At 43.5% G+C, this 18,077-nt stretch carries 13 protein-coding genes and 1 tRNA gene; 8 read left to right on the forward strand and 6 right to left on the reverse strand.

Annotated elements, in window-relative coordinates:
- Positions 1–260: 260 nt before the first annotated feature.
- Both MHM87_RS12640 and MHM87_RS12645 read left to right on the forward strand, forming a co-directional pair.
- Entirely contained in the window at positions 261–944 is a 684-nt protein-coding gene (locus MHM87_RS12640) for a heavy metal response regulator transcription factor (RefSeq protein ID WP_014996983.1), read from the forward strand.
- Entirely contained in the window at positions 928–2,334 is a 1,407-nt protein-coding gene (locus MHM87_RS12645; protein ID WP_014996982.1) for a heavy metal sensor histidine kinase, read from the forward strand. The genes MHM87_RS12640 and MHM87_RS12645 overlap by 17 nt, the downstream gene beginning before the upstream one ends.
- A 941-nt stretch (positions 2,335–3,275) precedes the next feature.
- Here MHM87_RS12645 and MHM87_RS12650 read toward each other — a convergent pair.
- The 5 genes from MHM87_RS12650 to mutY form a co-directional block, all read right to left on the reverse strand.
- Positions 3,276–4,112: a formyltransferase family protein gene (locus tag MHM87_RS12650; RefSeq protein WP_012516828.1), complete on the reverse strand. Its 837-nt coding sequence runs from the start codon at positions 4,110–4,112 to the stop codon at positions 3,276–3,278.
- A gap of 177 nt (positions 4,113–4,289) precedes the next feature.
- Positions 4,290–4,781 carry a DUF411 domain-containing protein gene (locus MHM87_RS12655; protein ID WP_014996981.1) on the reverse strand — a complete coding sequence of 164 codons (492 nt, stop codon included), beginning with the start codon at positions 4,779–4,781 and terminating at the stop codon, positions 4,290–4,292.
- 1,474 nt (positions 4,782–6,255) lie between these two features.
- Positions 6,256–6,331 (reverse strand) — tRNA-Phe (locus tag MHM87_RS12660).
- Between the two features lie 151 nt (positions 6,332–6,482).
- Complete coding sequence (locus tag MHM87_RS12665) at positions 6,483–6,755, reverse strand: oxidative damage protection protein (RefSeq protein WP_014947929.1); 273 nt, start codon at positions 6,753–6,755, stop codon at positions 6,483–6,485.
- A gap of 59 nt (positions 6,756–6,814) precedes the next feature.
- Positions 6,815–7,882 (reverse strand): A/G-specific adenine glycosylase, encoded by a 1,068-nt coding sequence (gene mutY, locus MHM87_RS12670; protein ID WP_044556705.1) that lies wholly within the window; start codon positions 7,880–7,882, stop codon positions 6,815–6,817.
- 113 nt (positions 7,883–7,995) lie between these two features.
- On the opposite strand from mutY, the gene MHM87_RS12675 reads away from it, so the two are divergent.
- From MHM87_RS12675 to arcA, 6 genes are all read left to right on the forward strand, one after another.
- A complete protein-coding gene (locus MHM87_RS12675; protein WP_239259368.1) occupies positions 7,996–8,700 on the forward strand; it encodes an alpha/beta fold hydrolase in 705 nt (234 codons plus the stop codon).
- 91 nt (positions 8,701–8,791) lie between these two features.
- Complete coding sequence (gene trmB, locus MHM87_RS12680; protein WP_039217255.1) at positions 8,792–9,511, forward strand: tRNA (guanosine(46)-N7)-methyltransferase TrmB; 720 nt, start codon at positions 8,792–8,794, stop codon at positions 9,509–9,511.
- Positions 9,511–10,593 carry a methyltransferase gene (locus MHM87_RS12685; RefSeq protein WP_076011012.1) on the forward strand — a complete coding sequence of 361 codons (1,083 nt, stop codon included), beginning with the start codon at positions 9,511–9,513 and terminating at the stop codon, positions 10,591–10,593. Before trmB ends, MHM87_RS12685 begins: the two co-directional genes overlap by 1 nt.
- A 149-nt stretch (positions 10,594–10,742) precedes the next feature.
- On the forward strand, positions 10,743–12,167 hold the full coding sequence (gene glgA / locus MHM87_RS12690) for a glycogen synthase GlgA (RefSeq protein WP_239259371.1): 1,425 nt from the start codon (positions 10,743–10,745) through the stop codon (positions 12,165–12,167).
- A 107-nt stretch (positions 12,168–12,274) separates the two neighbouring features.
- Entirely contained in the window at positions 12,275–13,921 is a 1,647-nt protein-coding gene (locus MHM87_RS12695; protein WP_239259374.1) for a HAMP domain-containing sensor histidine kinase, read from the forward strand.
- A gap of 154 nt (positions 13,922–14,075) precedes the next feature.
- Positions 14,076–14,783, forward strand: coding sequence for a two-component system response regulator ArcA (gene arcA / locus MHM87_RS12700; protein WP_014947922.1), 708 nt, complete (start codon positions 14,076–14,078; stop codon positions 14,781–14,783).
- A gap of 157 nt (positions 14,784–14,940) precedes the next feature.
- Here the strand turns inward: arcA and MHM87_RS12705 are convergent, their stop codons facing one another.
- Positions 14,941–18,060, reverse strand: a complete 3,120-nt coding sequence (locus MHM87_RS12705) for a beta-galactosidase (protein ID WP_239259377.1) — start codon at positions 18,058–18,060, stop codon at positions 14,941–14,943.
- Positions 18,061–18,077: the final 17 nt, after the last annotated feature.

Raw genomic sequence — 18,077 nt, forward strand, 5'->3', positions numbered from 1 at the left:
ATATCAAATGGCCCTGACAGACAGATTACCTTGACATTACAATTTTGTAATCATGAGCGATATTGATAGCGAAAGTGTATTTTTAGTTGAATATTTGCGACTTCGAGCTACGATGTGGTGCGCTCATTAGTATATTGAATACTCTGTTGGTGGCTGGCATACGTTTTATTATTAGTATACTAATAGCATTTTACGATTGCGGTGTATTCAACAGGCTTACTCCATTGAATTAAAGCTATGCAGCAGGTTAATCACATACCATGAAAATACTTGTAGTCGAAGACGAAGTAAAAACGGGCGATTACATCAAACAAGGGCTAATTGAATCCGGCTTTGTTGTAGAATTAGTAAGGACTGGCCTGGATGGTCACCACAAATCGATGATTGGTGATTATGAATTAATCGTACTCGATGTAATGCTGCCCGACATAGAAGGTTGGAAAATCCTGTCTTCATTGAGAGAGTCTGGTAAATTTACACCCGTTCTTTTTTTAACCGCTCGCGATCACGTTAATGACAGAGTCAAAGGACTTGAGTTAGGCGCAGACGATTATTTGGTTAAACCGTTTGCTTTCGCGGAACTCCTCGCAAGAGTGCGCACCTTGATCAGGAGAGGGACTTCTGTCCCTAACAACACGTTACACATTGCAGATTTGGAGCTTGATATCCCTTCTCGCGTTGCGAAGCGCGGTGGCAAAGTAATCAATCTGACGACTAAAGAGTTTGCATTGCTTGAACTAATGGTCAGACGTCAAGGTGAAGTATTGCCCCGTTCTTTGATCGCCTCTCAGGTATGGGACATGAATTTTGACAGTGACACGAATGTCATTGATGTCGCTATCCGAAGATTGCGTGCAAAAATTGATGATGACTTTCCTGTAAAGCTAATTCAAACTGTCAGGGGGATGGGCTATAAAATGAGTGTAGATGATAGTAACGAATAAACTAAAACGGCCAAACTCTCTTGCGTTTAGAGTCACTATACTTGTTGGCATTACCGTATTTTTGTGCCTTACAATAATCAGCTTAATCGTTCAACAATCAATTGCAACGCATTTTGCTGAACAGGATGCTGATGAATTAAATGAGGTATTCCATGCTGTAAAACGAAAGCTTAGCGAAGCATACACTGAAAAGGTGGCACCTTCGAGTATCCTCGTTGAAGCAGTGTCTGGTCATCATGGAGTCTATTACCTTGTGCAAAATGAAGATGGAGAATCCGTATTTTCGAGTAAAGGCGTTGACTTGCACAAATACCCCGGTCAATTGTTTGACAACGATCTCATAACGCCTGATATGTTGACACTTTTTTTTGATGGATCCCATATGTTGCGAGCAACTGAAGCTCTCGTGACCGTCAGCACTGGTCAGAATAAGTCTACATACCGTGTTGTGGTAGCCTCAAACATGGAATTTCACATGAATTACATGGAAGACTTTGAAAAGACGTTATGGGGCATTATTTTCGTGTCTGGTTTGATCACGGTAATAGTGGCACGTTTTGCTGTGTATCGAGGCCACTCGCCGCTACGAAAACTGAGTAGAAAAATAGGTTCTATTACTGCTGACAAGCTCGATATCCGACTAAATCCTTTAGAGGTACCGGTCGAGCTCGCAGGATTAGTGGGGTCGTTTAATGCTATGATTGAACGACTCGAAGCTGGCTTTGAGCAACTTTCATATTTTTCTGCGGACATTGCGCATGAATTGAGAACACCGGTCACAAATCTGACAACTCAAACGCAGGTTATTCTGAATCAACCGCGCACTGAAAGTGAATATGTTGAAATTTTATATTCTAATTTGGAAGAATACGAACGTATGACCAAGATGGTCAGTGACATGTTACTTCTAGCCAAAACGGAACATGGACTCGTCAAGCCACAGTTAGAGCGACTAAATTGCCGGGCAGAGCTTCAAGAATTAGTTGAGTATTTTGAACCACTGGCAGAAGAAAGACAAATTCAAATTCGCATCCGAGGAGCCGATGCCACAATTGATTGCGATAAGTCCATGTTTCGACAAGCTATGAGTAATCTATTATCAAACGCAATTCGATATTCCTTCGAAAACGCGATTGTTAAGGTAGCAGTATCTACCAACGAAGAACATACAAAAATTACCGTTTCAAATCCAGGCCCGAAAATCTCTGATGACCATCTTCAGAGACTTTTTGATCGCTTTTTTAGAGCAGACCCTTCACGAAAAAATCATGGTCAAGGCGTTGGTTTAGGATTGACTATCGCTCGTTCATTGCTTCACATGAACGGAGCTAAACTAACGGTTAGCTCAGATGACAACTTAACCGTATTTGTTGTTTCATTCCACAAATAATCAATCAAACTTCGTCCTGGACTCTAAACAGGTGGTCACTTTCTGAAGCTGATGTATCGGCCACTTCCCCTCATTTGTCATGTTTGCACTTTCCAACACCTGCTTCATAAAACTGGACATTTCATCATTAATCTTAATACAGTTGCTGGTATAGGCTTTACTTGTGTGTATCAACGATTGATCTAACAGTTCGGAATAAGTTGATTAATACCTTCGGAAAAAACCAAGCCTAGAGCCTCACTACCAAATTGGGAAACTCATTTTTCAGTTCCTCAATTATTGGATAAAGAATGATAACCTGCTCACTGTGAAAAACACCTGGAGCCAGATGGAAAACGCACATCTGTCGTGTTGTTTCAGCTGCTATAATAGTCGTCATCATTGACTCATTGTGGCCAATCACACTTAGGACTATTTCATTCGCATCGTTTGAAATTTTCCCACACGCTCGGACGGTGACGCCACAAATATCAGTGCTATTGTGTATGTTTATAAAAAGCCAAAATGCTATTTTTCGAAAAAACGGATTGCGCAGGAGCAAAAAATTGGGTTAAAGAAGTTGCACAGTAAGCACCTATGCAGCACGCGCATATCGATTGATCATTTCCTTCGCAGTGCTGTGCATCTTGGTTCTTTTTCTGAATGAAGTGTGTGATTATTTAAATTAGTATGTTCTACGTTTGATAAGGAATCATTTGAGGATATATGAGATTCTGATGTGTCGTGACCATCACATATAATTGGGTTCGTCATAGCAAAGCCATGCTGTGAAAGCAGCGCAGCTATTAGTACTAATTTAAACCATTTATAAATGCCTGACACAAATAAACTCCATCAGTGAGTAAGGAAATAGTAGCGGTATTCCGTTATTCTTACTTTGACGCAGATCAACACAACACAAAAAAGTGCGTAGGGCCTTTAAATATTAAAGCCGTAATCAACTAGTTTAGTACTCTTGATTCATATAGCCTTAAACTACGCTTAGAAAGTACAACATAGCCATCATTTATAGCAATGCTTTTAATTAGTGCATCCTCAAAGATTACGCTACCGCACGTGAAATCGTGACTGAAAGTTGTGACTTCGACATCATTTGCGATATATAACGCGTTATCTAACGAAATAAGAATCCCAAAGTGCCCGTATTGTCGAAGAGCATGACTAAATTGAGTGGTGTTTTGATCCCAATTTACAAACCTTCTTTTTACTGGAGGTAGACTTTGGAATGACGCTAGCTTTTCCAATTGAGGTGTGGCGTTATTATAAAGCTCATTAAAGTTATTGAGTAATTCTTCTAACAGAGTTTCTGCGAGTAACTGAGACTTGACCATCAATGATGATATCGTTTCATTGTCTTCGACCTCAAATTTCTCTTGGATTAGGATGCTACCTGCATCAAGTTTCTCAGTAAGTTTATGAATGCTAACACCCGCGTTCTCAGGGTTGTCGATAATGTAGGTTAGTGGGGTTGGGCCTCTACTTTTGGGTAGTAAAGATGGGTGGATATTAATCGCATATTTTATTTCGTTTATGGGTAGTTTGTATCCGTAATCTGCTACAACAAAGACTGTCTGCTCGTCATTTAAATATTCTTTAAGAGTCACGACACTTGGGCGTTCGGTGGAATAAACAATATTGTGTGTACGACAAATTCGTTTGATAAAGCTCGCATTTTCCTGAACATCGTTTATGAAAACGAGCTCAATGTTCAATCTAATTTTGATTAGAAGTGACAAACAATTCGAGAATAAGTCACTTCCAAAATAAACTATCTTCATACATGTTTGCACCTTCTGAGAGTAGCGAATGCCATGCTGCTTAGCAGTACACTAAATATTGCAAATGATTTAACAAGTGCTTTCATGATTACCTCTATCTTTGGTTAATATTCGGTTTTTAAAAATTAAAATTACTTTGATTGTCAAAAGTGCGCATTTATTTGTTTAACTTTAACTTCAATCGAATTGACTGTCGTAGCTATCTACTTTCGCGTAAGGTTCGTAGCTCCCATCTTGATATATAATGAAAACGGTATAAGGCATAAATTGCTCTGCTACTTCCATTCCGGGTGAACCTACTGGCATAGCCGGAACAGATAACCCGATAGCCTTTGGATGTTCTTCTAACAAAAATCGTTTTATAAACTTAGAAGGGACATGGCCTTCAAATACAAAGCCACTTTCTGTAACAGCGGTATGGCAAGAGCGAAGATTTGGCGAAATTCCGTATTCGTTCTTGATGTCGCTCAAGTTATGAAAGTCCTTTGTACGTAGTTGAAACCCTTGGTTTTCTAGATGGGTTATCCACTTTTTGCAACATCCACACGATGGTGATTTATAAACTAATAATTCGAAGACGTCGTTTGCGCCATGGTGGATATTTGCCATGGCAATGCTAGGTAGAATTAGCAGTAATACCGCAGCTTGATAGATGATTTTTTTTAACATTTTTGCCTCCAGACAAAGCTGGCACATATAGGTACGCTAGCACCTAGATAATAAACAGGAACTGAAACAAATTGTGCGTTAAATTTGGACGCACTGACCCTGTGTTAGGCAAATATCGGTGGGCGAAAAAGTGAGGAAGTTACTGAAACTGGCTGTTGGAAGAACAAGCCAAATGAAGCGTCCGGCACCACTGGGTGTTGAACAATCATCATGGAAGCTATAAGGACGGGAGCATGAGTACAACCACCTGGTGGGCATGTGCATTCCGAAGTGTTGCAACAATCTTTAATACTAGCGTTCTCGGAACTGCTAGAATCTACTCTCATACCATGGCTCATGTTCATAGAGCAATTCGATTCAGAATTGCTATTGTAGTGTTTGTTGTCAATAGCCATTTCAAAACTCATAGTATCTATAGCCATAGCTTGCCCAACGAGGGCAGATAGCACTGTAAATACTAGTATTAATTTTGATAGGGATTTAGACATTTTTTAAGCATTGAACATAACCTATACGGAGAATAATGGATTTTTTCGAATTGGTAAACAGTCGAGACTAATTTGTAATCAGAATAGCCCATTCATCGGCAGAGTTTTAGAAATAGTCATGATGAGAGAAATAGCCTACAACCATGCAAATTTTTAGCCGCGCCACTAAATCCGTAATTCAGATACTGCGATAGAACTTGAACGCTCTAAGTAGTTGCCACAATGCTTTCTCTTTGTCCAGTTCCATTAACGTTATAACAGGAGGTACCCGGACTTACACAAAAAATTGAGGAGGCTGACAAATAAATGCTTGAGGAACTCGCGCTCTGACAGATAGAGTTTTTGATGTCGGCGACCTTATTGACAGAAACCTAAATTCTGAGAGGTGTTTGAATTTATTAGATGAGAAATGATTCTTTTCTGTATTAGGGAATCATGAAAAACTAATATTAGAAATCAATTTGAGCAAGCTATACCAATCTGAGCTTTGGTATCAGAATGAAGGTAAATGGTGGCAATACTTAGACAATGAGCTTAAGAATAAATATTTTAACTTAGCTAACAAGTTACCTCTTTCGATATCTATTGAAACGAACTTTGACAACATTGGAATAGTCCACGCAGATCATCCTTTCCATTCTCGGCCGCCTACATAAGACTGTCAAAATTATATTAAGCAAATTCTTTGGGAAAGGATATTATCCTAATAACAATATCAAAGACCCTAAATCTACTTTGTATAAATTCTCTGAAGATTTTATACACATATTCAATTACCGAAACTTCAAACTTACTCACAGTAAAATAAAGTTAGACTGCTAAAACAAAAAGCCCCGCATTTTCATGCAGGGCTTTCTGAATAATGGTGCCTCGCTCCGGGATTACAACGCGCGGCGCAGCCGCAGGGGCACGTTAGCGTGTGCCTGTGTTTTTCAACCGCCGAGATCAAAAAAGCCCCGCATTTTCATGCAGGGCTTTCTAAATAATGGTGCCTCGACCCGGGATCGAACCAGGGACACGCGGATTTTCAATCCGCTGCTCTACCAACTGAGCTATCGAGGCTGAAACTTGTTAGCGTTCTAGGCGTTTACTGCCTGTCCTGCTGTGGGTGCGTATTAAACGGTTTTCGCCTTCACAAGTCAACCGTTTTTCTCGCTTTTTTTGCGCTTTTATTACTGTTTGCGCATTGTTTGCTCAAAAAAGGCTTTTTTGCTTATTTTTCAGGCGGAACGTAGCCTTCAATCGTAGGCTCTACGTCATCAAACAAGTATGCCGACATTTTTTCTTCCAAAAACTTACGGGCATTCGGTTCCATCATATTCAACTTATGTTCGTTAATTAGCATGGTTTGCTTTTTCTGCCATTCAGCCCATGCTTCTTTAGAAATGTTGTCGAAAATACGTTTACCCAGCTCACCTGGATAAAGTTGGAAATCTAAGCCGTCAGCTTCTTTTTGAAGCTTGCGACAAAATACCGTTCTTGCCATGTTATTTCCTTTCGTTCGCTATCTGCTTAGCAATAAATATTACGTTGGGCTTAGAACGCCTAACGCATTAACTGCTGAATAATCTTGGTTGTAGGTGCCGCTAAACCAACTTCAATAGGCTCGTTCAACGAAAACCAACGAAATGCCATTTCGGCTACGCGCTTTGTTGGAGCAGAGTTTACCACGGCCACCACCGGGGTGATATCTAAATGAAAATGGCTAAATGTATGACGGAACCCTTCAAGCGTTCGGGTTTCGTCAACACTGATACCTCGCTTGGCCAACTGCTCTATCCCCTCTTCTATTGAAGACACCTCAATAAAACCATATAGGCCACCCCACAGCCCTGTTGAAGGGCGCTGCTCTAGATATACTTGGCTGTTGAACTGTGCCACCATCATAAAGGTGGATTTCTCGGGCAGCGTCTTTTTTGGTTTTTTACCCGGGTAGTCGGTTTGCGCGCCTTGGGCGTAGGCAATACAGTCGGCTTGAAGCGGGCACTCATCACACTTTGGCTTGCTTCGCGTACAGATCATCGCGCCCAAGTCCATCATCACCTGCGTATAGTTGGCACAACGTCCGCCTTCTGAATTGGAGGGCGTGTTTTTCTCGGCCACTTCCCAAAGCAGATTCTCTACCTTTTTCTGTCCCGGCCACCCGCCAATTGCATAGTATCGTGCCAGCACACGCTTCACATTGCCATCTAATATAGGAAAGCGCATATTGCGAGATAGCGAAAGTATCGCCCCTGCGGTTGAGCGCCCTATGCCGGGCAAATCCATGACTTCTTCCAGACTATAGGGAAACTCGCCATTGTAATTATCTACCAGCATATTCGCAGCTTTGTGAAGATTCCTTGCTCTTGCGTAGTAGCCAAGCCCAGTCCAATGATGAAGCACGTCGTCTTGAGATGCCTTAGCCAAGTCGTGCACGGTAGGAAAAGACGCCATAAAGCGTTTAAAATAGGGAATTACCGTAGTGACTTGGGTTTGCTGCAGCATTATTTCAGACACCCACACTTTGTATGGCGTAACGTCTTGTTGCCAAGGCAAATGCTTTCGCCCGTGTTTATCAAACCATGCGAGCACTCGCTCTGCAAAGCTCCCTGTATATTGTTGTTCTGTCATAATCGTCTGTATGGGCAGTTACTACCGCTTGGTCGTTTTCTACTTAGCGACCATTCATTAAAAAGCGCGCTATGGTAGCATGTAACTAGCCAGTTTATTGTTAAGGAACACACGTGTCTGTGCAGAACCCTGTTTTATTTTTTCCCGGTACGCTCTGCGACGAGCGCGTATTTCTACCGCTTTGGCGCGAACTAAATATTGCACAACGTCGTTATGTACCGCTTCAATGGGCAGCATCGCTAGAAGAAATGCTGGCATTAAGTGAAGATCGCATTCTTGATAACGAAAAAGTGCACCTTGTGGGTTATTCGATGGGCGGGTTTATAGCTGCATTAGTAGCACAGCGCAATCCTGCCAATATTGCTTCGATAACCTTAATCGGTTACAACCCAGAAGGGTTATCAAAAGAAGAAATTGCAAAGCGCAAGCAGCTTACTACTATGCTTAAGCAAGGTAACTTTAAGCCCGACAACGACGCTTATCTCTCGCGATTTATACACCCTTCCCGCTTAGCGGATGAAAACGTGGCTGGCGTTGTAAAATCGATGGCGCAGGATTTAGGTAAAACGACGTTACTCAACCACACGCTAGCAACCACACCACGAGAAAGTACCGTTAAAGCGCTCGCAAAGATCAACGCGTCAGTAACGTTTATTACTGCCCAGCAAGACGCCATCGCACCAGCAGAAACAATTAAGCAGCTAAAAAATGTACTACCCAAAGCGACGTTCCACTCCATTAGTGACGCCGGGCATATGGTAGTACTTGAGAAAACTGACGCCGTAGCGTCTATTATTGCTAAACAAATTGGCGTATAAAATTACAGCATTTTTGCCACGATAGCGTTGCATAAGCCGTGGGTAAGTGGATAATGCGCCACCATAAAATTGGGTAAGAAAGGCATTGCAAATGAGGCAATTCAAAAGTCAGGCGGAAGCAGAAGCCGCTGGAGTATACGTAAGCAAGGTAAAAAGCTTCGTGAAACGCGAAGGTAGACTTACCAAAGCACAAGAAAAAGCGTTAGAAGATCATTGGCCAACCAAGGGTATTGACTACGCTGAAGCACCGTTATCGCTTTCAGAAATTTTTGGCCGAAGTGCGCCTGTTGTTGTAGAAATTGGCTTTGGTATGGGCAAGTCATTGGTGGAAATGGCCGCAAATGCTCCTGAGAAAGACTTTCTCGGCATTGAAGTTCACCGTCCAGGCGTTGGCGCATGCTTAGCTGAAGCAAGCGAACAAGGCGTCGAGAACTTGCGTGTAATGGACCATGATGCGGTAGAAGTGCTTAAAAATATGATCCCAGACGGTTCGTTGTCTCGCCTACAGCTATTTTTCCCAGACCCTTGGCACAAGAAGCGTCACCACAAACGCCGTATTGTTCAACCTGAATTTGTTGAGCTGGTTCGCACCAAATTAGCTATTGGCGGTTGTTTTCATATGGCGACGGATTGGGAGCAATATGCTGAGCACATGTTAGACGTTATGAGCAATGCCGACGGTTACACCAATACAGCCACTGATGGTGACTATGTACCTCGTCCGGACTATCGCCCTATTACCAAGTTTGAAACCCGCGGCCAAAAATTAGGTCATGGCGTTTGGGATTTAATTTTCGAGCGTACTAAGTAATGATTTTATCTCCTCAAAGCCAACTGTTAGAACGTAATATCGCGCTTTTCGACGAAGGTCAGTGGGCATTTATCAACCCTTCTGATGCGTATTTCTTAGACGGTCTTAAATCGCAAGAAGTCACGGTAATTCACCAGTATTTCGATATTTTTTCAGAGTGCGTAAGAGTCGTACCTTCGGTTTCGTTTGATAGTCGAGATATTACACGCACAGGTTTTGAGGTGACACAAAAGGTCGGCAACCATACCCATATCTTTACGCCTTTCGTGACCTTAGAAAAATCCCACACTGACGTGATGGTTTTCTTACCCAAAGCGAAAACCCATTTTCAAATGCTATTGCGAATGGCGGCAAGTATGGTGGGTCAAAATGGTCGCATTCACGTGGTGGGTGAAAACAAAGGCGGTATTAAGAGTGCGGCTAAGTTGATGGAGCAATACGGTCCAACCCAAAAAGTTGACTCAGCCCGCCATTGCAGCCTTATCACCGTTTTGGTTGAAGAGCCACATCTTGCCTTTGAACCCGATGCATGGCTTGATATGAATACGTATCACGTTGAAGGCACGGCTTGGCAAGTAGCCTCTATGCCTGGCGTATTCAGCCACAAAGAATTAGATGCAGGAACAGAGTTGTTACTAGAAAAACTCTCTACCTCACTGAGTGGTGAAATATTGGATTTCGCATGCGGCGCTGGCGTAATAGCCAGCTATATAATGCTGAAATATCCACATTTGAAGCTGCACCTTACCGATGTCAGCGCGCTTGCAGTTTACTGTAGCGCCTTAACCTTAGCGGAAAATGGGTTAGCGGCGACCTTATATGCCGCCGACGGTTTGCACGGTTTTACCCAAAAAGTACAGCACATCGTCACCAACCCTCCGTTTCACACGGGTATTAAAACTGACTACACCATCACTAAACGCTTTATTTCAGATGCCAAGGCAAGCTTAAGTCGCGGCGGCACTATGCAAATGGTGGCAAACCGATTCTTACCTTACCCGGGTTTACTCGCTGAGCACTTCCAAACGGTCTATACCACAGCACAAACGTCGCAATTTTCTGTTTATCAAGCGGCTTTATAATTAAAAAAACCATTAGCTTGTGCTAATTTAGCTTTTCTATCTGTTGCTCATGCCATTGCGTACTCTACACAATGGCATTTGGCGCTTTTTCCGTACACTATATTTAAGCATTACAAGTGCACTGCACGTTACGCTCTGGGAGATCACCTGTGAATATTGTATTTGCTATTTCAGAAGTTGAAGAGTTGGTAAAAACCGGCGGTCTTGCAGATGTTGGTAAAGCACTGCCTCTCGCACTAGATGGTTTGGGCGAAAGCGTTACAATTGTTATGCCTTATTACCAAGTACTGGCAGAGCAATTTGAACTGCCCACGATAACCGAGCAACAAACCCTGTTTACTGAAGGTCAGGTGTACCATTTTGATATTCGCTACATGCAATGGCACGGTATTCCTATTTACTTTGTAGACTCATCTGAATACTTTATGCGTGAAGGGCTATACGCCAACGCATTTGAGGCCTATGAAGACAATGGTGAGCGCTTTAGCTTTTTCAGTGGCGCTGTACTCCAAACGCTGAAAGCTATCGATAAAAAGCCTGACATTATTCACTGCCACGACTGGCATGCGGCCATGCTGCCGTTTTTGCTTACCCACGACAAATCTGGGTATTTTGACGGTACTAAAACCATATTTACTATTCATAATGCCGCTTTTCAAGGCGTGCATAAGCTTGAGTGCATTCCCTTTCTTCGCCATCATCCTAACATTCTGGCGCAAGTGCACGGCGGTTACATCAATATGCTTCAGAGTGGAATTGAGTTTGCCACGAAAGTGACAACGGTAAGCCCTAATTATGCAAGCGAGTTACTCACAGACTTGGGCAGTCACGGCCTGCACGAGCGGCTTGTAAATCGTCAAGCCGATTTAAGCGGTATTCTAAATGGATGTGACTACACTCAGTGGAATCCCGAGACAGATACATTTCTCCCTGAGAACTACGGTGTAGAGAATCTTCATCCGAAGACTACATGTAAACGAGCATTACAAGAGAAGTCAGGATTACCTGAGAATGGCAACGTACCACTTATTGGAATGGTGTGCCGGCTGACTGAACAAAAAGGCTTCGGTTACATACTGCCAATCTTGGATGACCTTATTAAGCACAATATTCAAATAGTAATAGTGGGCACGGGCGATCCTAAAGTATGTATGGACCTTGGCGAATTCGCTCAACAACACCCTGACCAATTCGCGTTTATAAACGGTTTTAGTTCCGAGCATGCCCATCTGGTAGAAGCCGGCGCTGATTTTTTCCTAATGCCTTCTCAGTTTGAGCCGTGCGGATTAAACCAAATGTACAGTTTAGCTTATGGGACCATACCTATCGTTCGCTCTGTAGGAGGACTTAAAGACACGGTTATCGATTACAGCAACGATAGCGAAGGTACGGGTTTTGTGTTTGATGATCCTACGCCATATGCACTGCTATCTTGCATTCGTCGAGCTCTGCTGGCGTTCTACGAAGATGCCGGAAAATTCAGGGCGATGCAGCAACGTGGAATGCGAACGCGATTCACATGGGAAGCAGCGGCGAAGAATTACCAGCAACTATACGTTTCAACCCTCAACTAAAGGGCTTTGCGTACATTAATTATTGTTTATGGGCGTCTTCCTTTTTGCGCATTTTTGCGCCACTATGAATATATGGAAGACGCGAATGGACAATACGCAAAACGGATATGACGGATAAAGTAGTCAAGCTTACGATTAAAAGCCTTTTCATTTGGGTGGTAATGTCAATTACTACGTTTTCGCTTGCAGTGTTATCCAGTCTTGCCGTCTACACGCAAATTAAAACCTACCGTCATGAACTTGAGTCTAACGCACTCATGTTAGCCAAGTTGGTCGCAAGCAGTTCAGCTATGTATCTTTATGACGAAACGCCAGAGCGCATTGAACTTGCCCTAAGTAACCTTGCTGCCGCCGACCATGTTTTAAATGCCCATGTTTACAAAGCGCAAAGCGGTAACCTAGAGCCCCAGATTTTCGCCTCTTATAACAAGGAAGGCCAGTTATTGTTAGGAGGCAAGGAAAATCAACTGGCGTCCATGTTTATGACACCTCAATTGGCCGACAATGGTCAATACCTTGAATTAAGTGCAAAAGTCTTCGACACTGAGACGAACATTCAGTTGGGCTGGATATATTTACGAATTTCCTCAGAGAATTTTAACGAGCTTGTTGGAAAGTCGATTTGGCTTAATTTGGCAGTAGCCTTGGCGCTATTGGCTATTAGCTTTTACTTTGCAGTGCGTATGCAGCGTATTGTAACTGGTCCCGTTGAGGACATTGCCAACTTCTTGCAGCGTACTTCACGACAACGTGATTACTCAGCCCGTGCCAGCGGCTCCACCATTAGAGAACTCGATATCTTGGCTGACGCCGTGAATGTGATGCTGTTTCGCATGCAAGAGTACATGCAAAAGCAACGACAGGCGGAGGAGCAACATAGAAAGCTCAATGCCAGCCTAGAAGATATGGTAAGTCACCGAACCACTGCCCTTAAGGATGCAAACCAGGAACTTATTCAAACGCTAGAAAAGCTACATCAATTTCAGCGTCAAATTGTACAGAATGAAAAGATGGCCTCGCTCGGTGATATGGTTGCGGGCGTTGCGCACGAGGTAAATACTCCGATAGGTCTAGGCGTTACTGCGTCGACAATGATGTTAGACAGGTTAGCGGTTATTCAAAAAGACTTTGAAAATAAAACGCTGAAAGCCAGTGCAATGAAACGCTTTTTGGATGAAAGTAACGAAAACCTCAACATTATTTACCGCAATTTGAACAGAGCTGCCGAACTTATTAGCAGTTTTAAGCAGGTTGCTGTAGATCAAACCTCAGAATCTAGTCGAAGTTTTTGCGTTGTACAGCTAGTTAATGAGATACTATTGTCATTGCAGCCTCGACTCAAAAAATTAAAACACAACATCAACGTAGATTGCGACCCTACCCTTAGCGTTGAAACGAAGGCTGGCCCAATAAATCAAATCTTGATTAATTTAATCATGAATTCGGTTATTCATGGGTTTGAAACCATGGATGAAGGCACAATTGATATTCGTGCCGAAATGGTGAGTAGCAATAAGCTCAAGCTTGTTTATACCGATAACGGAAAAGGCATTTCCCCAGAAATTCGCAAACGGATATTTGACCCCTTTGTCACCACGAAGCGTGGGCAAGGTGGTTCCGGATTGGGAATGCACTTGGTATACAACTTAGTAACGCAAGCCCTTAATGGTTCAATATCGATTACCAGTGAGGAAGGCAACGGCGTAGAATTTGTAATTATCTTCCCCGTTGTTAATGCGAAAACGTCAGAATAGTTGTATAAAGTATGAACTTTTCTTGATTTTTATTGGCTAACCCCAATACCTTAACAGTAAGAATATTCACAAGTTGCTTGCAATCAAGTACATGAATATTAAAATTTAACCAGTTAGTTGCTTAAATCGTATTTTAGAAAGAGTGTAGAACACCATGCAGACGCCAAATGTGTTAATTGTTGAAGATGAGGTGGTAACCCGTACCACGCTTAAGAGTTTGTTTGAAGCGGAAGGGTATAATGTGTTTGAGGCCGAGAACGGTGATCAAATGCATGATTTCTTCGAGAATCACGCTATCAATTTGGTTATCATGGACATTAACCTACCGGGTAAAAATGGCCTTATTTTGGCACGTGAAGTACGTGACCGTAAAAACGTTGGGCTTATCTTCCTAACGGGTCGTGATAACGACGTTGACCGTATTCTAGGTCTTGAAATTGGCGCAGACGATTATCTGACTAAGCCATTCAACCCTCGTGAATTGACTATTCGCGCGCGCAACTTACTGTCTCGTACTACAAACTCTTCAGAAGACGACGATTTACCAAGCCGTGTAAGCTTCAACGGTTGGACGCTTGACGGTGATAGCCGTTCATTGATTTCGCCTAGCGGGAAAGAATTCCGTCTACCACGCAGTGAATTCCGCGCTCTTCACCTTTTCCTAAGCAATCCAGGTAAGATCCTTACCCGTGAGCAGCTAATTATGGAAATGACGGGGCGTGAACTTCGTCCGAATGACCGTACGGTTGACGTAACGATTCGCCGTATTCGTAAGCACTTCGAATCAGATCCTTCAGATGAAGAATTGATTGTAACCATTCACGGTGAAGGTTACCGTTTCTGCGGTCAGGTTGACGGCTAAGACGTTGCCTGAACGAGTTTTGAATTAATGAAAAGCCGCTACTGTGTAGCGGCTTTTTTATATGTAAACACTTTATCCCAATGACGGCATAACTAAGCTATGCCGCGAATTGTCATTTGAGATATCGAGTGCTAAATGATCGACTTCACACTGAGGATTAGCTGTCAGCGGCGCTAAAGCAAACTGAGTAGCGGTATTGCTTCTCTTCCAACAAGAATGCTTTATGTGTACTTGGGCTCCATGAATCATCGCCGCCTACGCCCATGTGAGCATGATCAATGTACACAAACACACAATCTTGAGGTGTTAAATCACAGGTGTGTTTTGCCTCGTCTAGCTGGGATTGACCATATTCGCTCACGTTAAAATAGAACTGTCCTTTTGCTTTCAGGCCGCTAACTTCAAGTTGTGTACAGCCACAGCGCAAGCCATTGTCCGTTGGGAATATGTAGCACGTTTGCATCTCTTTTATAGGTAAGGTGTAGCGACCATAACGCGCTGCCGCTTTTCTGTCAGGATAGTTCTCAAATGGCCCTAGTCCTTGCCAGGTAATCGACGTTGGCTTATCGGCTACAGGTACCGCCGTTTGCATACCAATACGCGGCATAGGCGGTAAACCATCATCCAAAAGCACTTCAACGTCTACCGATAGCTTGGCCTTTACATTTATGGTGTAAACCCACTTTGTTGCCGCTACCAGCTTTCCTGAATGGTGATAATCAAATAACGATGTTATACGCACGTCTTGCGCGCCCTGCTCAACGTTTACACCCGTGCAAGTGCGTGTCCACTTGCCAATTCCAGCACGACGCCAGCGAGACTCCCACGCATTTGGGTCTGGATTATCAACTTCGCTTACCCCAATGTCGTTATCTAGTGGCGCTCTGAAGAAGTTATCTTCTAGCGGCGCGGCAAGTGTTTCCTCCGCGCCTTGAAGCCACGAGGTTAATAGCCCGCTCTCACTATTAAAGCTAAATACGTTATTTTGCGCATGTACCAGCAACATCCCATCCTGAGCTTCAATTGATAGCTCACTTGTGCCGCTTGTTGTGTCGTTATCATTAAGAGAAAACGATACTATTCCACGCTTGTTGACTAGCGCTAACTGGGCGGTGTCCATAACATGCCCAGCTTTAGCCCACGAGCAGTCATTCGCTAGTACCACATCAATATTTAAGTGGTAGTCAGCGCCTGCTTTAAACGTAATATCTGGGCTAAGACTGAGCATTTGTGCTTGTTGTGGCGCTATGTCGATTTCGCATTCGCCCTTCGCCTCAGCAATCGGTTGTCCATTTTCTAACACTTGCCAACGTAATAACTCGTTGTCTGTGCGTCTAAATAAGTAATCGCTGCTTACTGTAAGCTCAAACTTGTTGTCTTTCTCAACCAACGAAAAGCTTAAGTGCTGCTGACAATATTTAGCTTCTAATAAGTGCGGATGTGGCGTTCTGTCTGGAAATAACAGACCGTTTATACAGAATTGTCTGTCGTTTTCAGTATCGCCGAAGTCTCCGCCGTAAGCCCAATATGCTTCGCCGCTATTAGTGTGCTTTACTAACCCTTGATCAACCCAGTCCCAAATAAAGCCACCTTGAAGGCGAGGATAAGCCTTAAACGCTTTCCAGTATTCATCAAAGCTACCCAAGCTATTACCCATAGCATGCGCATATTCGCATAGAATAACGGGGCGGTTTTCCCCCGGCATCGACAACCATTTTTTAATGGCCCACTTAGGCACTGCATCGTCTTTAATGTCGGTATCAACCCGTGCGTACATTGGCGCAATAATGTCGGTAGCCGAAGTATCAGCGCCGCCGCCTTCGTACTGTACAGGGCGCGATGGGTCAAATGACTTTGCCCAGCCATACATTGCATCATGGGTAGGGCCGTGACCAGACTCATTCCCTAACGACCAAATAATGATGCTGGGGTGGTTTTTGTCGCGCTCGACCATTTGGGTGAAGCGCGCCATGTAGGCGCCGGCCCATAGCGGGTCGCGAGAAAGCCTTCCCATCGGGAACATACCGTGGGTTTCGATGTTGGCTTCATCTACCACATAAAGCCCGTATTCATCACAAAGCTCATACCAACGAGGGTGATTTGGATAATGAGCGGTACGCACGGCATTGAAGTTGTTTTGCTTCAACAACTTGATGTCTTCTAGCATGTCATCTTCATTAATGGCATGCCCTTTCGTTTGATGGTGTTCGTGACGGTTAACCCCACGAATTAGCACGGCTTTACCATTTACCAGTAACTGGCCGTTTTTCATTTCAATGTTTCTAAAGCCAACGTGATAGGCCTCAACATCAACGGCATTGCCATTCTCATCAATAAGCGAGACTACGATGCGGTACAGACTCGGTGTTTCAGCAGTCCAGTGATTAGGTTCATTCACATGAAGCGTTTGAAAAACCACGTCATCCCAACCGCCCTTTTCATCAATACGTTTATTGTTAGTGCCGGTAATGACTTGCTCGGTGACAGCGTTATCGCCATCAAAAAGCTGGATGCCCACTTTGTAAGTAGAAGGCGCATTGATGGCGGTACGTACGGTTACTGTTGCGTCGCGATAGCATGCGTCAAGGCTTGGCGTAACAAACACGTCCTGAATGTGATGCTGAGGTTTGGTGACTAGATTTACGTCGCGGAAGATACCGCTAAGCCACCACATGTCCTGATCTTCTAAGTAGCTGCCGTCTGACCATCGGATAACCATTACCGCTAGTCGGTTTTCACCTTCTACCAAATAGCCAGACAAATCGAATTCAGCCGGTAGTCGGCTGTCTTGGGAATAGCCTACATACTCGCCGTTGCACCACAAGTGAAACGCGCTATTTACCCCTTCAAAGACGATATGATTGCGCTGTTTTAACTCATCCTTGGTAACGTTGAACGTTGTTCGGTAGCAACCCGTTGGATTCTCGCTAGGTACCACTGGAGGGTTCACCGCGAAGGGATATTTCACGTTGCAGTAAATCGGTTTGTCGTGACCTTGCAGCTGCCAATTAGAAGGTACCGCAATAGGCTGCCAATTAGCAGATTCATCATCACTTAATGTTTTAGAAAGCAGGCTTTCAGGTACGTTTGCTGGTGCCTCAAATAAACGGAAATCCCACTGACCGTTTAAACTACGTTTTTGCGCATTGGTATTGTGCAATGCGTCTTTTAGCGTTTTGTATCCGTGATGTGGACTGTGGGCATTGATGCGATTCCTCTGAAATACAACCGGGTTTTGCCAATCGTTTTGAGCCACTACTTGCGCAACATTAAGCATGTCATATCCTTTACTTT

Origin of the sequence: Alteromonas sp. Cnat3-28 (genome assembly GCF_022348265.1) — a bacterium.
GTDB lineage: Bacteria > Pseudomonadota > Gammaproteobacteria > Enterobacterales > Alteromonadaceae > Alteromonas > Alteromonas macleodii.

What these genes read in the sequence shown, in the direction of transcription:
- MHM87_RS12640 (WP_014996983.1), top strand. Translation starts at nt 261, where the DNA reads ATGAAAATACTTGTAGTCGAAGACGAAGTAAAAACGGGCGATTACATC.
- MHM87_RS12655 (WP_014996981.1), bottom strand. Translation starts at nt 4,781, where the DNA reads ATGTTAAAAAAAATCATCTATCAAGCTGCGGTATTACTGCTAATTCTA.
- MHM87_RS12685 (WP_076011012.1), top strand. Translation starts at nt 9,511, where the DNA reads ATGATTTTATCTCCTCAAAGCCAACTGTTAGAACGTAATATCGCGCTT.
- MHM87_RS12665 (WP_014947929.1), bottom strand. Translation starts at nt 6,755, where the DNA reads ATGGCAAGAACGGTATTTTGTCGCAAGCTTCAAAAAGAAGCTGACGGC.
- MHM87_RS12695 (WP_239259374.1), top strand. Translation starts at nt 12,275, where the DNA reads ATGACGGATAAAGTAGTCAAGCTTACGATTAAAAGCCTTTTCATTTGG.
- MHM87_RS12650 (WP_012516828.1), bottom strand. Translation starts at nt 4,112, where the DNA reads ATGAAGATAGTTTATTTTGGAAGTGACTTATTCTCGAATTGTTTGTCA.
- mutY (WP_044556705.1), bottom strand. Translation starts at nt 7,882, where the DNA reads ATGACAGAACAACAATATACAGGGAGCTTTGCAGAGCGAGTGCTCGCA.
- trmB (WP_039217255.1), top strand. Translation starts at nt 8,792, where the DNA reads ATGAGGCAATTCAAAAGTCAGGCGGAAGCAGAAGCCGCTGGAGTATAC.
- MHM87_RS12705 (WP_239259377.1), bottom strand. Translation starts at nt 18,060, where the DNA reads ATGCTTAATGTTGCGCAAGTAGTGGCTCAAAACGATTGGCAAAACCCG.
- MHM87_RS12645 (WP_014996982.1), top strand. Translation starts at nt 928, where the DNA reads ATGATAGTAACGAATAAACTAAAACGGCCAAACTCTCTTGCGTTTAGA.
- arcA (WP_014947922.1), top strand. Translation starts at nt 14,076, where the DNA reads ATGCAGACGCCAAATGTGTTAATTGTTGAAGATGAGGTGGTAACCCGT.